This is a genomic window from Sphaerotilus natans (assembly GCF_900156335.1).
GTDB lineage: Bacteria > Pseudomonadota > Gammaproteobacteria > Burkholderiales > Burkholderiaceae_C > Sphaerotilus > Sphaerotilus natans.
Genome location: NZ_FTMZ01000001.1, coordinates 276,008 through 291,117, shown reverse-complemented (window position 1 = coordinate 291,117; position 15,110 = coordinate 276,008). Strand labels below are relative to the sequence as shown.

Genomic DNA, 15,110 nt, shown 5'->3' with positions numbered 1-15,110 from the left:
GTGGCGTGAATTCCTGCGCGTTTGATGTGGATCAGACCGATTCGGCGCAGATCATTGCGGAGGACTTCAGAAATCCCTCAGAAACAGGAAATCTCACAGATCCGTGGCGGCGGGGACGCTGCGCCGCCAGGTGATGCAGCGGTTGTGGGCCGGCATCGCGCGGTCCTCGAGCAGTTCGAGGCCAGCCTCGCGGGCCAGCGCGGCCACCGCCTCGAAGTCGCGCACGCCCCGCAGCGGATCGGCCGCGCGCAGCGCCGCGTCGAAGGCGGCATTGCTGTCGCTGGTGTGCGCGCCGTCATAACGAAACGGGCCGTACACCGTGAAGAGGCCGTCGGCCTCGAGGACAGCCGGCAGATGCTCGAACAGCGCCTGCACCTGGGCCCAGGACAGGATGTGCAGCGTGTTGGCGGTGTAGACCGCGTCGAAGCGGCGCGCCGGCCAGAGGCTGTCGACATCGAGACAGATCGGCGGCGGCGTGTTGGGCAGCATCCGGTCGGCCAGCCACAGGCAGATGCCGGGCAGCTGAGCCTTCAGGTCGGAGGTCTGCCAGCGCAGGTGCGGCAGCGCGGCGGCAAAATGCACCGCGTGCTGTCCGGTGCCGCTGCCGATCTCCAGCACCGAGCGGCGGTCGGCGTACAGGGCGCGCAGCACCGCCAGAATGGGCTCGCGATTGCGGTCGCAGGCGGGCGCATGGGGCTTGTCCACGGTCATGATGGCGGTATCGGTCGGCGGTGATGATCGGTACGGGCCCGGAAAGGTACCACTGCTGCAGCGCAGCACGCCTGACTAGAATGCCGCGGTCCTCGAAAAAGAGGGCCGGTTCTCGCACAATTTCGTCTGGAGACAGATTTGAGTTCCCATGTCCAGCCCACCGCGAACCCCGGTCAGCGCAAGCCGGTGACGCTGCATTCACTGCGCGCGATGCATGCCCGCCGTGAAAAGATCACGATGCTGACCGCCTACGATGCCACTTTCGCGCGTCTGGCCGATGAATCCGGCCTGGACACGCTGCTGGTCGGCGATTCGCTGGGCATGTTGCTGCAGGGCCACAGCAGCACGCTGCCGGTCACGCTGGCCGAGATGGCCTACCACACCCGCTGCGTGGCACGCGGCCTGCAGCACGGCGGCGCGGCCTGGCTGATCGCCGACCTGCCCTTCGGCAGCTACCAGCAGGGCCCGTCGCAGGCCATGGCCTCGGCCGAGATGCTGATGCAGGCCGGCGCGCAGATGGTCAAGCTCGAAGGCGGCGGCTGGACCGCCGAGACGACCCGCTTCCTGGTCGAGCGCGGCGTGCCGGTGTGCGCGCACCTGGGCCTGACGCCGCAGAGCGTGCATGCGCTGGGCGGCTACCGGGTGCAGGGCCGCGACGCCGACGGCGCGGCGGTGCTGCGTCGCCAGGCCAAGGAGCTGGCCGACGCCGGCGCCGCGATGATGGTGCTGGAGCTGATGCCCACCGAGGTCGCCGCCGCGGTGCAGGCCGACAGCCCCGGCCTGATGACCATCGGCATCGGCGCCGGCCCCGACACCGCCGGCCAGGTGCTGGTGATGCACGACATGCTCGGCGCCACCCGTGGCAGACTGCCGCGCTTCGTGCGCAACTTCATGCTCGAGGGCGGCAGCATCGGCGACGCGATGCGGCGCTATGTCGCCGCGGTCAAGGACGGCACCTTCCCCGACCGGGTCGCGCACGCGTATTCCGCCGACTGAAGTCCGGCGCTTCCACCGGCCCACCGAGAACACCGCCCGATGCGCGTCATCCACACCCTCGCCGAGCTGCGCGCCGCGCTGGCCGGCCCCACCGCCCGCCCCGCCTTCGTGCCGACGATGGGCAATCTGCACGACGGCCACCTGAGCCTGATCCGGCAGGCGCGTGCGCAGGTCGGCCCGGCCGTGCCGGTCGTGGCCAGCATCTTCGTCAACCGGCTGCAGTTCGGTCCGAACGAGGACTTCGACCGCTACCCGCGCACGCTGGCGCGCGACTGCGAGCTGCTCGAGGGCGCCGGCTGCGACATCGTCTTCGCGCCCGACGAGGCCGAGCTGTACCCGCAGCCGCAGACCTTCAAGGTGCTGCCCGACCCGGCGCTGGCCGACCTGCTCGAAGGCCACTTCCGCCCCGGCTTCTTCACCGGCGTGTGCACCGTGGTGATGAAGCTGCTGCAGTGCGTGCAGCCGCAGGTGGCGGTCTTCGGCAAGAAGGACTACCAGCAGCTGATGGTGATCCGGCGCATGGTCGAGCAGTTCGCGCTGCCGGTACAGATCGTCGCGGCCGAGACCTCGCGCGCCGGCGACGGCCTGGCGCTGTCGTCGCGCAACGGCTATCTGGGCGAGACCGAGCGGGCCGAATCGGTGCAGCTGTCGCTGGCGCTGCAGGCGATGCGCGAGGCGGTGCGCGCGGGCGATCGCGATCTCGCCGGCATCGAGCGGCGCGCCACCGACGCGCTGGCCGCGCGCGGCTGGCAGCCCGACTACCTGACGCTGCGCCGCCGCGCCGACCTGCTGCCGCCCTCGCCCGAGGACCTGGCCGCCGACGTGCCGCTGGTGGCGCTGGCCGCAGCCCGGCTGGGCACGACGCGGCTGATCGACAACCTCGAGATCTGAGGGCCTGACCGCGCGGCCCCAAGCCCCGGCGCGAAGGACGCCCTTCGCCGGGGCGCGGCCTGCCGCCTATAATCTCGTTTTACCACCACGGCCCTCCTGAAATGTGTCCCCTGCGCCCACCCGCGGCGCCCGCGACGCGCCCAAGGGAGGGCCGCTTCACATGACCAAGTTCGTCTTCGTCACCGGCGGCGTGATGTCCTCGCTCGGCAAGGGCATCGCCGCGGCCTCTCTGGCGGCCATCCTCGAATCACGCGGCCTGAAGGTCACGCTGATCAAGCTCGATCCGTACCTGAACGTCGACCCGGGCACGATGTCGCCGTTCCAGCACGGCGAGGTGTTCGTCACCGATGACGGTGCCGAGACCGACCTCGACCTGGGCCACTACGAGCGCTTCATCACGACGCGCATGCGCAAGTCCAACAACTTCACCAGCGGCCAGATCTACACGGCCGTGCTGGAGAAGGAGCGACGCGGCGACTACCTCGGCAAGACGGTGCAGGTGATCCCGCACGTCACCAATGAGATCCAGGAGTACGTCAAGCGCGGCGCCGGCGTGGGCACGCCCGACGCGGTCGACGTGGCCATCGTCGAGATCGGCGGCACGGTGGGCGACATCGAGTCGCTGCCCTTCCTCGAGGCCGTGCGCCAGATGGCGCTCAAGCTCGGCCCGCAGAACGCCGCCTTCGTGCACCTGACCTACGTGCCCTACATCGCCGCGGCCGGCGAGCTCAAGACCAAGCCGACCCAGCACACGGTGCAGAAGATGCGCGAGATCGGCATCCAGCCCGACGCGCTGCTGTGCCGCGCCGACCGCCCGATTCCCGACGAGGAGCGCGAGAAGATCTCGCTGTTCACCAACGTCGCGCGCCACGGCGTGATCTCGGTGTGGGATGCCGACACCATCTACAAGGTGCCGCGCATGCTCCACGAGCAGGGCCTGGACGAGCTGATCTGCATGAAGCTGCAGCTCTTCACCCGCCCGGCCAACCTCAAGCGCTGGGACCGCCTGGTCAATGAGGTCGAGAACCCGAAGGGCGAGGTCACGATCGCGATGGCGGGAAAGTACACCGAGCTGTCGGACTCGTACAAGTCGCTCAACGAGGCGCTGCGCCACGCCGGCATCCACCACCACGTCAAGGTCAACATCGAGTACGTGGACTCGGAGAAGCTGACGGCCGAGAGCGCCGGCGACCTCGACCGCTACGACGCCATCCTGGTGCCGGGCGGCTTCGGCAAGCGCGGCATCGAGGGCAAGATCCTCGCCGCCCAGCACGCCCGCGAGAACGGCATTCCCTACCTGGGCATCTGCCTCGGCATGCAGGTCGCCACCATCGAGTACGCGCGCCACATGGCGGGCCTGGCGGACGCCAACTCGACCGAGTTCGAGCCCGAGACGCCGCATCCGGTGATCGCACTGATCGACGAGTGGCAGGACGCCGACGGCACCATCCAGAAGCGCGACGCCAACTCCGACCTCGGCGGCACGATGCGTCTGGGCGCGCAGTCCTCCGACGTCAAGCCCGGCACGATCGCGCACGAGATCTACGGCCCGGTCGTCACCGAGCGCCACCGCCACCGCTTCGAGGCCAACGAGAAGTACCTGCAGCGCCTGCAGGACGCCGGCCTGGTGATCTCGGCCATCACCCAGCGCGAGAAGCTCACCGAGATGGTCGAGCTGCCGCGCGAGGTGCATCCGTGGTTCGTCGGCGTGCAGTTCCACCCGGAATTCAAGTCGACGCCCTGGGACGGCCACCCGCTGTTCATCAGCTACATCGAGGCGGCGCTGCAGCACAAGAAGCGCAACGCGAACTGAAACCCGCAATCCGAGGCCAGGCAGGCTCCACCATCATGCAACTCTGCGGATTCGAAGCCGGCCTGGACCGGCCCTTCTTCCTGATCGCCGGCACCTGCTCGATCGAGAGCCTCGCGCTGAGCCTCGAGGTCGCCGGCCAGCTCCAGGAGGCCTGCGCCGCGCTGGGCATCCCGCTGATCTACAAGGGCTCCTTCGACAAGGCCAACCGCTCGTCGGGCACCAGCCGGCGTGGCGTCGGCATCGACGCGGGCCTGAAGATCCTCGACGAGGTGCGCCGCCAGACCGGCCTGCCCGTCATCACCGACGTGCATGACGAGGCGCAGATCCCCGAGGTCGCCAGCGTGGTCGACGTGCTGCAGACGCCGGCCTTCCTGTGCCGGCAGACCGACTTCATCCATGCGGTCGCGCGCAGCGGCAAGCCGGTGAACATCAAGAAGGGCCAGTTCCTCGCGCCCTGGGACATGAAGAACGTCATCGACAAGGCTCGCGCCGCCGCCCGCGAGGCTGGCCTGTCGGAGGACCGCTTCCTGGCCTGCGAGCGCGGCGTGAGCTTCGGCTACAACAACCTGGTGGCCGACATGACCAGCCTGGCCGAGATGCGCAACTCCGGCGCGCCGGTCGTCTTCGACGTCACCCACTCGGTGCAGAAGCCCGGCGGCCTGGGACAGGCCAGCGGCGGCGCGCGCGAGATGGTGCCGGTGCTGGCCCGCGCAGGCGTGGGCGTCGGTGTGGCCGGTCTCTTCATGGAGACGCATCCGCGCCCGGCCGAGGCCTTCTCCGACGGCCCGAACGCGGTGCCGCTCAGGCACATGCGTGTGCTGCTGGAGCAACTGGTGGCGATCGACCGCGTGGTCAAGGCGCAACCTTTGCTCGAAAACGATTTTTCGTGCTGAAGCTGCGGCAGGAATGTTCAGCACGGGTAACGGCGTGCGGGCACCATGCACGCCGTTCCGCTTCCCCGAACTCGATATTCGGTATTCGATATTCGACAGTTGAAACAGGAGTAGACCCATGAGTGCCATCGTAGACATCGTCGGCCGCGAGATCCTCGACAGCCGCGGCAATCCCACCATCGAATGCGACGTGCTGCTGGAAAGCGGCGTGATGGGCCGTGCGGCCGTGCCGAGCGGCGCGTCCACCGGCTCGCGCGAAGCCATCGAGCTGCGCGACGGCGACAAGAGCCGCTACCTGGGCAAGGGCGTGCTCAACGCCGTCCAGAACATCAACACCGAGATCTCGGAAGCGGTGCTGGGCCTGGACGCGGCCGAGCAGGCCTTCCTGGACAAGACCCTGATCGACCTCGACGGCACCGACAACAAGTCGCGCCTGGGCGCCAACGCGATGCTGGCCGTGTCGATGGCCGTGGCCCGCGCCGCCGCCGAGGAATCCGGTCTGCCGCTGTACCGCTACTTCGGCGGCATGGGCGGCGTGCAGCTGCCGGTGCCGATGATGAACGTCATCAACGGCGGCGCCCACGCCAACAACAACCTCGACCTGCAAGAGCTGATGATCATCCCGGTCGGTGCCCCCACCTTCCGTGAAGCCGTCCGCTGGGGCGCCGAGGTCTTCCACGCGCTGAAGAAGATCATCCACGACAAGGGCATGTCCACCGCCGTCGGCGACGAGGGCGGCTTCGCCCCGAGCGTCGAGAGCCATGAGGCCGCCATCCAGCTGATCCTGGAAGCCGTCGAGAAGGCCGGCTACCGCGCCGGCGACCAGATCGCCCTGGGCCTGGACTGCGCCGCCAGCGAGTTCTACAAGGACGGCAAGTACCACCTCGACGGCGAAGGCCTGCAGCTGACGGCCGAGCAGTGGACCGACATGCTGGCCACCTGGTGCGACAAGTACCCGATCATCTCGATCGAGGACGGCATGCACGAGGGCGACTGGGCCGGCTGGGCTCACCTGACCGAGCGTCTGGGCCAGAAGGTCCAGCTGGTCGGCGACGACCTGTTCGTGACCAACACGAAGATCCTGAAGGAAGGCATCGACAAGGGCATCGCCAACTCGATCCTCATCAAGATCAACCAGATCGGCACGCTGTCGGAAACCTTCGCCGCCATCGAGATGGCCAAGCGCGCCGGCTACACCGCCGTGATCTCGCACCGCTCGGGCGAGACCGAGGACTCGACGATCTCCGACATCGCCGTCGGCCTGAACGCCGGCCAGATCAAGACCGGCTCGATGAGCCGTTCGGACCGCATCGCCAAGTACAACCAGCTGCTGCGCATCGAGGAAGACCTGGGCGAGATCGCCGTCTACCCGGGCCGCAGCGCGTTCTACAACCTGCGCTGAACGGTCCCGGCTCGCCATGCGCATCGTGACCGTGACCCTTGTGGCCCTGCTGGGGCTGACCCAGGCCGGACTCTGGTTCGGTGAACACGGCATGCCGCGCGTGGACGAGCTCTCGGCGCTGGTCGCCGAACGGCAGGCCCGCAATGCCGAGGCGCGGGTGCGCAACGAGCAGCTGCGGGCCGAGATCCGCGACCTGCGCGAGGGCACCGAGATCATCGAGGAGCGCGCCCGCCGCGAGCTCGGCATGGTCAAGCCCGACGAGATCCTGGTCCAGTATCCGCAGGGCAGCGCCGCGACGGCCTCGCCCTGAGCCGCCCCGGCGGGGCGGCCCCGATGATGCTGGGCAAGTTCCGACTACCGCACCGAGCGGATACCCGCCGCATAACGCACGAACTCGGTGCTCAGCCTCATCGAGTGGCCCACCAGAGTGTGGATGTCGGGCAGGCGCACCGACTGGTACCGGTCCAGGACCGCGGGCACCGATGACGGATGCGGCTGGGCGGCCAGCAAGCCCGCCAGCGCGGCAGCATCGTCCACGCCAGCGGAGAAACCGTTTCCGGTCATCGCTGGCACAGGCCAGTGCCAGGGTGAGCCCGGCCAGCGAGGCACCGACGATGGCGATGGGGGGTGTGCTGCCCATGACTGGGTCAGCGCTGTGCGCGGGCGCCAGAGGCCTCGGCGGGCATGCCCAGCGTGCCGAACTCGACGGCGCTGCGCATGTAGAAGATCTGCACGCCGCTGGCGGCCAGATGCGCAAACAGCCGCTCATTTTCGGCGTCATTCACGACCATCGTCACCTGCACCGGCTGGTCGCCCAGGTCGAACATCGTGACCGCATGGACATGGCCGTCATGGCCCAGGCCCTGCAACGAGCCGTTGAGGGTAGCGCCCCGGATGCCCAGCGCGCGTGCCTGGGCGAGCAGCCATTGCGCCAGCGGTTCATGGTCATGCACGCGGTCCTGCTGCGTGAAGAAGGTGACTTGGTAGCCTTGCATCGGGCTGCTCCTGTCGTCGTGCCGCAAGGTACTCAGCGCAGGCTCAGACGCATGGCACCCTCGTGCTGTCTGAGACTGTCGGCCTGCGCGGGCGCACGCACATCCACTTCGGGCCGCACCGACATGCCCACACGCAGCAACGCGCGCTGGGGGTTGTTCTCGTCGATCTTGATGCGCACCGGCAGGCGTTGCACGATCTTGGTGAAGTTGCCCGTGGCGTTGTGCGCCGGCAGCGGCGAGAAGCTCAAGCCACTGGCGGGTGCCAAGCTGCTGACCTTGCCGGTAAAAGGAACGCCCGGCAGGGCATCCACCGTCAGCCGCACGGCCTGGCCAGGGCGCATGCGCGCCAGCTGCGTCTCGCGGAAGTTGGCCGTCACGTAGACGTCGCGCAGCGGCACCACGGCCAGCAGCGCCTTGCCGGGCTGCACATAAGCGCCCACGCGCACACTGAACTGAGCCACCACGCCGTCGGCCGGAGCCTTGATCTGTGTGTACGACAGGTTCAGCTCAGCACCCTTGAGCTGGCTTTGGGCGGCCAGCACCGCAGCGCGGGCCTTCTCCACCTCGGCCTGGATCACGGCGCTTTGCTGATCGACACCTTGCAGTGCGGCCTGGTCCTTGTCGTGGTTGGCTTGCTGCACCTGCCATTGCGCATCGGCCTGCTGTTGAGCCTGCAGGGTGCCGGAGCCGTCGCGCGCCATGTTGGCAAAGCGGTGGCGGTTGGCGTCGGCCAGCGCGATGGCGGCCTCGTCGGCTGCCAGGGTGGCGCGGGCCTGGGCCCGCAGGCTGTTCTGGCGCGCCAGCTGGGCCTGCAAGCTGCTCAAGGCCGCCTCGGCACTGAGCACTTGTGCCTTGGCGCTGTCCAGCGCCACGCGTGCATCGCGGTCGTCCAGCACGGCCAGCAGGTCGCCAGCATGCACGGTCTGGTTGTCCGCTACCAGCACCTGGGCCACGGTGCCGGCCAAGCGCGAGGCAACCTGGGTGTAGTCCGCCTCGACATAGGCGTCATCGGTGGCTTGCCAGGCGACCTCAGGGGTGCTGCGGCTGTACACCCAGGCTGCGGAGGCCGTGGCGCTGACGAGCAGGGTTGCGCCAACCAAGCGCGCTGGGAGAGAGAAAGCCATGGGCGTTGTCCAGGAGATCGGGGAGGCGAAGGGTGGAGGCGAAGATCGTGAACGGCTCAGGTGGGCGGCTGACGCACAGCCATCGGCGCGGGGATGTGCTGCAGCATCAGCACCAAGGGCACCAGCAGCAGGGCCAGAACGCCCAGCATGCGGTAGACATCGGCCACCGCCAGCACGCTGGCGTGGTGGCTCAGCAGGGTGCCCAGGCTGCTGGCCTCGGCAGGCTCAAGACCTTGGCCCAGGCGATGGCCCAGCTCGCCGATCAGCACGTCGGCATGGAAGCTGCTGCGCTCGCTCATCTGGCGGCTCACCAGCGCGCTGCCCACCAGGGTGCCAAAGGCACGCAAGGTGTTGACGATGCCCGACACGAAGGGCCCCTCCATGGGCTGGACCACGCTGGTGCTGAGGAACAGCAGCGAGACGACGGCCAGCGGCTGGCCAAGTGCCTGCAGCACCTGGGCGGTGAGGAACTGCGGCGCCATCCAATCAACATCGACGCGGGCCGCCGTCCAGCAGGCTGCGGCGATCAGCACCAGGCCCAGCGCGAAGAGGTGGCGGGCATCCACCCAGCGCTGGTACAGCAGCAGCGCCACCAGCGGACCGAGCACCAGCTGAGGCAGGCCAACGACCAGCCCCAAGGGCACGAGTTGCTCGACCCGGAAGCCATGCTGCTGCGTCAGGTTCAGCGACGGCAGCGCCACGCCGGAGGACATCGCCACCAGCAGCAGAAAGAAAACCACGAAGCCCAGACCCAGGTTGCGCCGAGCCAGCAACTGCAGCTTGATGAACGGGCCGGGGTGGAACCATTCGCTCAGCAGGAACAGGCTGGTCAGCACACCGCCGGCAGCCAGTGCCGCCACGATCAGCGGCGACTGCAGCCAATCGAGCCGCTGGCCTTGGTCCAGGCCCACGCTGAGCAAGGCCAGGCCGGGTATGCCCAGCACCATGCCGGGCCAATTGGCCTGCTTCAGCCGCGGCAGAGCTGGAGGCATCTTCGGGATCCCCCACAGCACCAGCCCCATGGCCACGACCCCGAGGGGAATCAGGTGCCAGTAGGCCCAGCGCCAGTCCTCCAGCCGGTCCAGCCACTGGCTAGCGATCCACAGCGCGACGTTGGGTGCGAAGGTGGCGGTCAACGCATACAGCGCCAGGCCATGCAGCCGAACCGGTGTGGGCAGGAAGCGCAACGCCGCCATCATCAGCATGGGAATCAGCGCGCCGGCGAAAAGGCCGTGCACAAAGCGCAGCGGCAGCAGCCAGTTCAGATCACTGACCAGCGGAATGATGCCGGCCAGCAGCAAGGCCCCGGCCAGCATCCCGCTGTGAAAACGCCGCAGCGACAGGGTGACGGCGAACCAGGTGGCAAAGGGCATGACCGACAACTCGCCCGCGGTGTAGGCCGTGCTCAGCCACGAGGCATCGTCCAGTCCCAGGCCCAGTGCGCCGCGCGTGTCAGGCAGGGCCAGGGCCGGCACGCGCGCGTTCAGGCCCGCCACCATGGCGGCCAGCAGCACGCCAGCCATGCCGACGGCCAGGCGCGGGCCGAAGACCGGGCCGGTCGCTGCGGGGGCAGTCGCGGCAGGACCGGGTGTCCCTTGATTGGCGCCCTGTGGGAGCACTGCGGCGTTCATGGCTGCACCTCGGCCACCTGCCGAGTGGACTGCACCTCCGCCAAGCCGCCGCCCAAAGCGCGGTAGAGCGACACCACGGTCAGGCCCGCGGCGGTGGTCGTGTCGGTCAGGGCTGACTGGGCATTCAGCAAGCTGCGCTGCGCCACCAGCACGGTGGTGAACTCGGCGCTGCCGGCCTTCCAGGCATTGCGGGCACTGTCCAGCGCCTGACTGCTGTGGGCCACGGCCTCCTGCTGCCGGGCCTGCTTGGCTTGCTCGCTGAGGCTGGCGTCCAGCGCCGCACCCACCTCATGCCAAGCGCGCAGCACGGTGGACCGCCAAGCCAGGGCGGCAGAACACTGCCGAGCGTCGGTCAAGACCAGCGTGCGTTGGAGCAGGCCGCCATCGAACAGCGGGAGGTGCACCACCGGACCCACGCTGAATTGGCGCATGTCCCAGTTGCCCAGTTCACTGCTGCGCGCGGTGCTGATGCTCCAACCGGCGTTCAGGCTCACCCTGGGATAGAAGTCTGCCTGTGCGGCTCCCTTGTCGGCGGTGGCCGCCCGCAACTGGGCCTCGGCCTGCAGGATGTCGGGACGCTGGCGCACCAGGTCGCTGGGCACGCCAACAGGCAGCTCGCGCGGCAGGGGCGGCAGCATCGCACCGGCCAACAGGCGCTCATCCAGCGCATGGGGCGGCTGGCCCAGCAGCAGAGCCAGCGCGTTCATCAACACATCGCGTTGCTGGCCCAACTGGATAGTGCGAGCCTCCACCGTGGCTTGTTCGGCACGGGCGGCAGCCAAATCGAAGCGGGTGGCCACGCCGTGGCGTTCACGGCTTTCGGTCAGGCGCAGCAGTTCAGCGGCGATCTGGCGGTGTTCGTCCACCAGGCGCTGCTGAGCCTGCACCCCGCGCAGCAGCAGGTACTGGCGCGCCACCTCGGCGGACAGGCTCACCCGCGCAGCACGGGCGGCCCAATGGGTTGCCTCAAGCTGGGCGCGAGCCGACTCGGTCAGCTGCTGGTGGTGGCCCCACAGGTCGATTTCCCAACTCGCCTGGCCGCCCCACTGGTACTGGTCATGGGGCCGCGTCGGCAGGCCCAGCCGGGCCAGCGGCGAGTCGGCACTGAGGGCCGCGCGGCTGTAGCCGGCATCGACGTTCACGCGCGGCAGGCCGGTGGCCTCGGTCATGCCCAGCCGCGCCTGGCTTTCGGCGATGCGCAGCAGGGCCGCCTGCAGGTCCAGGTTGCCATCGATCGCCTGCGTCTGCAGGGCCGACAGCTGCGGGTCGTCGAACAGCGACCACCAGGTGCCGGGCACGGGCTGCGGGCTCAGGGCCGGCGGGGGGGTGGTGCCGGGCAGAACCGATGGCCCCGGTAGACCGCGCGGTGTGCGCCAGGTCCATCGGGCCTCGCCCGGCTGGGTCGCGGCCTGCAGATCAGGGCCGGCCACCGGCGTGGCGCAGCCCGTCAGGGCCAGCGCCAGCATGGTGACCAGCAGCATCGGGCCGGTTCCGCGCCGCAGGGGCTGCCGCACGGTGGGGCACGGCATGGGGTTCATGGCCATGGTGTGACGGGCTCGGATCGGCGCGCGGTGGGCGCGCGCCGGCGGTGGGCTCAGCCCAGTGCGGGATAGTCGGTGTAGCCCTGGGCACCCGGCGCGAAGAACGTGGCCTTGTCGGGCGCGTTCAGCGGTGCGCCGCGGCGAAAGCGCTCGGGCAGGTCGGGGTTGGCCAGGAAGGCGCTGCCGAACACGGCCGCATCGGCCTGGCCGCTGCCCAGCAGGGCCTCGGCACGGGCCTGGTCCAGGCCGCCACCCACCAGGTAGGCGCCTTTGAAGCGCGGGCGCAGCAGGCCGTGGTAGTCCACCGCGGTGCCGAACAGGGCCACATGCAGGTAGGCCAGATTCAGCGGCGCGATCTGCTCGACGAGGTGCCCATAGGTGTCCTGCGGCGTGGCGTCGACGATGTCGTTGTAGCCCATCTCCGGCGCGATCTTCAGGCCCACGCGGCCGGCGCCGGCCTCGGCCACCATGGCGGCCAACACCTCCAGCACGAAGCGCGCGCGGTTCGCCACCGAGCCGCCATAGGCGTCGGTGCGCTGGTTGCTGCCCGAGGACAGGAACTGCTCGGGCAGATAGCCCGAGGCGGCGTGCAGCTCGACGCCGTCGAAGCCGGCGTCCAGCGCGCGGCGGGTGGCGGCGCGGTACTCAGCCACCACCTGGGCAATCTCGTCGGTGCTCAGCGCATGCGGGGTCACCATGTCCTGCAGGCCCTGGTCGGTCCAGGTCTGGCCCTTGGGCGGGATGGCCGAGGGGGCCACCGGCAGGGCGCCGCCCGGCAACAGCGACGGGTGCGAGATGCGCCCGGCGTGCATCAGCTGCATGACGATGCGGCCGCCCTGGGCGTGCACGGCATCAGCCACCCGCTTCCAGCCGGCCACCTGTGCATCGGTCTCGATGCCCGGCGTGCGCACATAGCCCTTGCCCATGGCACTGGGGAACACGCCCTCGCTGATGATCAGGCCGGCGCTGGCGCGCTGGGCGTAGTACAGGGCGGTGAGTTCACCGGGCACGCCGGCATCGTCGGCGCGCGAGCGCGTCATCGGCGCCATGACCAGGCGGTTGCGCAGGGCGAGATCGCCGACGGTGGCAGGAGTGAACAGGGGACTGGCGCTCATGGTGGGCTCCGACAAGGGGCGGGTGACGATGAGCGGCAGTGTCTGGAAATTCAGCCTTGAGATAAATCCATCTGATTGGAAATCATTGATCCATTGCCGCAGCAATCAGGCCGCTGCCTGACCCAGCTTCTCGCGCAGGAACTCGATGAAACGCTGGGTCTTGGCCGGCAGCAGGCGGGTCTCGGTCATCGCATAGACCGGTATTGGCGGCCCCTGCCAGTCCGGCAGCACGCGTTGCAGCCGGCCGGCGGCCAGGTCGTCCGCGACCACCACATCGGCCAGCAGCGCCACGCCCAGGTCCTGCATGGCCAGGCGCCGCAGCAGGCCCACGCTGTTGAGCTGGAAGCGGCCACCGACCTCGATCTCCACCTCCTCGGCGCTGCCGTTCGTGCGCGACAAGCGCCAGGTGGACCGCCCCCCGCCGGCCTTGAACAGCAGCCCCTCGTGCCGGGCCAGATCGGCGGGCTGGCGCGGCGGGCCCACCCGGCTCACATAGGCCGGTGAGGCGTACAGGTGGGTGTCCAGCGTGGCCAGCAGCCGGGCCACCAGGGTGGAGTCTTGCGACGCGCCCATGCGGATGGCCACGTCAAACGGCTCGCTGACCAGGTCCACCCGCCGCGGCGTGAGGTCGAACTCGAAGCGGATGCCGGGGTGGCGGCGGGCGAATTCGGCGATCAGCGGCGCCAGCGTGCTGTTGGCAAAGTCCACCGGCAGCGAAGCGCGCAGCACGCCGCTGGGCTGGGCCAGCAGCTCGCCCAGCTGCTCGTGCGCCAGCCGCGCCTCCTCGACGATGCGCTTGCAGCGCTCGTAGTAGAGCTGGCCGGCCTCGGTGAGCTCCAGGCGGCGGGTGGTGCGGTGCATCAGGCGCAGGCCGATGGCCTTCTCCAGCGCGCTGACGCGCCGCGACAGCGTGGAGTTGGGCATGCCGAGGGCCTCGGCCGCGCGGCGAAAGCTCATCGCCCGCGCCACTTCCACGAACAGCGCCATGTCGTTCAGGAGGTCCATGTGGATTGCTGCAAATATGGATTGGTCACTTCCATTGTGCCGTCTTTATCCCACTGTTGATTACCCAGAAGATCTCGCCATCGACACCGCGGCGCCCCGGCACCGGCACCGCACACACCACCGGAGACCCGCGCCATGACCGCCTTCGCACGCCAGCAGCGCATGAACCACGGCCGCCAGTTCCATGCCTATGGACTGCATGCCGCGGAGCTGACCAATCCCTTCCTGGGCATCGACCACGCCTGGATGAGCGGCCCGACCTTTCCGCCGCATCCGCATGCCGGCTTTTCTGCGGTGTCCTACCTGTTCCTGGACTCGCAGACCTGGATCGAGAACCGCGACTCGCTGGGCGGGCGCCAGAAGATCCTGCCGGGCGGCCTGCACTGGACGGCCGCCGGCCGCGGCGTGGTGCACGAGGAGAACCCGGCCGAGCCCGGCCAGACGGTGCACATGCTGCAGATCTTCGTGAACCTGCCGCAGCACCGGCAGGGCGACGCGCCCTTCGCACTGGCCCTGGCACCGCAGGACGTGCCGGTGGTCACGCGGCCCGGCGCCCAGGTGCGCGTGCCGCTGGGCGAGTTTGCGGGCCAGCGCTCGCCGCTGCGCCCGCCCACCGAGGTGCAGCTGCTCGACATCGCGCTGGACGCCGACGCCGAGCTGAGCGTGCCGGTGGCCGCCGGCCTGACCCACTTCGTGCTGCCGATCTCTGGCCGGGTGGCGATCAATGACCATGTGTTGGACAGCAGCACCGGTGCACCGGTGCCGGTGCAGGTGGCGCAGGCAGTGGCCAGCAGCACCCGCCTGCACGCCATCGGTGGCCCCGCCCAGGCCGTGCTCTTTGCGGGCCAGCCCTTGAATCAGCCGGTGTTCTGGCAGGGACCGCTGGCCATGGCCTCGGCCGGGGCGCTGCAGCAGGCCCTCAGCGCTTACCGGCGCGGCGAATTCGGACAGATCTGATCCGCGATGGGGCCGGCGCACAGGCCCCGACTCCCC

At 69.3% G+C, this 15,110-nt stretch carries 15 protein-coding genes; 7 read left to right on the top strand and 8 right to left on the bottom strand.

Annotation, left to right across the window (positions count from 1 at the left end; genetic code table 11):
- Positions 1 to 93: 93 nt before the first annotated feature.
- Complete coding sequence (locus BW996_RS01370) at positions 94 to 711, bottom strand: DUF938 domain-containing protein (protein WP_037485383.1); 618 nt, start codon at positions 709 to 711, stop codon at positions 94 to 96.
- A 138-nt stretch (positions 712 to 849) separates the two neighbouring features.
- Here BW996_RS01370 and panB point away from each other — a divergent pair, with 138 nt between their 5' ends.
- From panB to ftsB, 6 genes are all read left to right on the top strand, one after another.
- The gene (panB, locus tag BW996_RS01365) at positions 850 to 1,707 is read left to right on the top strand and encodes a 3-methyl-2-oxobutanoate hydroxymethyltransferase (RefSeq protein ID WP_037485385.1); all 858 of its coding nucleotides are present in this window, start codon (positions 850 to 852) and stop codon (positions 1,705 to 1,707) included.
- A gap of 39 nt (positions 1,708 to 1,746) precedes the next feature.
- On the top strand, positions 1,747 to 2,598 hold the full coding sequence (gene panC / locus BW996_RS01360; protein WP_037485388.1) for a pantoate--beta-alanine ligase: 852 nt from the start codon (positions 1,747 to 1,749) through the stop codon (positions 2,596 to 2,598).
- Positions 2,599 to 2,758: 160 nt separating this feature from the next.
- Entirely contained in the window at positions 2,759 to 4,411 is a 1,653-nt protein-coding gene (gene pyrG, locus BW996_RS01355; RefSeq protein WP_037485390.1) for a CTP synthase, read from the top strand.
- 35 nt (positions 4,412 to 4,446) lie between these two features.
- Positions 4,447 to 5,304 carry a 3-deoxy-8-phosphooctulonate synthase gene (gene kdsA / locus BW996_RS01350; RefSeq protein ID WP_037485392.1) on the top strand — a complete coding sequence of 286 codons (858 nt, stop codon included), beginning with the start codon at positions 4,447 to 4,449 and terminating at the stop codon, positions 5,302 to 5,304.
- A gap of 118 nt (positions 5,305 to 5,422) precedes the next feature.
- A complete protein-coding gene (gene eno, locus BW996_RS01345; protein ID WP_037485395.1) occupies positions 5,423 to 6,706 on the top strand; it encodes a phosphopyruvate hydratase in 1,284 nt (427 codons plus the stop codon).
- Between the two features lie 16 nt (positions 6,707 to 6,722).
- A complete protein-coding gene (ftsB, locus tag BW996_RS01340; protein ID WP_037485397.1) occupies positions 6,723 to 7,016 on the top strand; it encodes a cell division protein FtsB in 294 nt (97 codons plus the stop codon).
- A gap of 44 nt (positions 7,017 to 7,060) precedes the next feature.
- On the opposite strand, the gene BW996_RS01335 is transcribed toward ftsB, so the two are convergent.
- The 7 genes from BW996_RS01335 to BW996_RS01305 all read right to left on the bottom strand — a co-directional run bounded on the left by BW996_RS01335 (position 7,061) and on the right by BW996_RS01305 (position 14,117).
- Positions 7,061 to 7,270, bottom strand: coding sequence for a hypothetical protein (locus BW996_RS01335; protein WP_139330685.1), 210 nt, complete (start codon positions 7,268 to 7,270; stop codon positions 7,061 to 7,063).
- Positions 7,271 to 7,353: 83 nt separating this feature from the next.
- Positions 7,354 to 7,701 (bottom strand): DUF190 domain-containing protein, encoded by a 348-nt coding sequence (locus BW996_RS01330; RefSeq protein WP_037485401.1) that lies wholly within the window; start codon positions 7,699 to 7,701, stop codon positions 7,354 to 7,356.
- Between the two features lie 32 nt (positions 7,702 to 7,733).
- Positions 7,734 to 8,825, bottom strand: coding sequence for an HlyD family secretion protein (locus BW996_RS01325; protein WP_037485403.1), 1,092 nt, complete (start codon positions 8,823 to 8,825; stop codon positions 7,734 to 7,736).
- 56 nt (positions 8,826 to 8,881) lie between these two features.
- The gene (locus BW996_RS01320) at positions 8,882 to 10,456 is read right to left on the bottom strand and encodes an MFS transporter (protein WP_081838287.1); all 1,575 of its coding nucleotides are present in this window, start codon (positions 10,454 to 10,456) and stop codon (positions 8,882 to 8,884) included.
- A complete protein-coding gene (locus tag BW996_RS01315) occupies positions 10,453 to 12,000 on the bottom strand; it encodes an efflux transporter outer membrane subunit (protein ID WP_241462053.1) in 1,548 nt (515 codons plus the stop codon). The genes BW996_RS01320 and BW996_RS01315 overlap by 4 nt, the downstream gene beginning before the upstream one ends.
- Positions 12,001 to 12,050: 50 nt before the next feature.
- On the bottom strand, positions 12,051 to 13,112 hold the full coding sequence (locus BW996_RS01310; protein ID WP_051632259.1) for an alkene reductase: 1,062 nt from the start codon (positions 13,110 to 13,112) through the stop codon (positions 12,051 to 12,053).
- A gap of 105 nt (positions 13,113 to 13,217) precedes the next feature.
- A complete protein-coding gene (locus BW996_RS01305) occupies positions 13,218 to 14,117 on the bottom strand; it encodes a LysR family transcriptional regulator (RefSeq protein ID WP_037485407.1) in 900 nt (299 codons plus the stop codon).
- Positions 14,118 to 14,252: 135 nt separating this feature from the next.
- Here BW996_RS01305 and BW996_RS01300 point away from each other — a divergent pair, with 135 nt between their 5' ends.
- Positions 14,253 to 15,074, top strand: a complete 822-nt coding sequence (locus BW996_RS01300) for a pirin family protein (protein ID WP_037485408.1) — start codon at positions 14,253 to 14,255, stop codon at positions 15,072 to 15,074.
- The last annotated feature ends 36 nt before the right edge of the window (positions 15,075 to 15,110 follow it).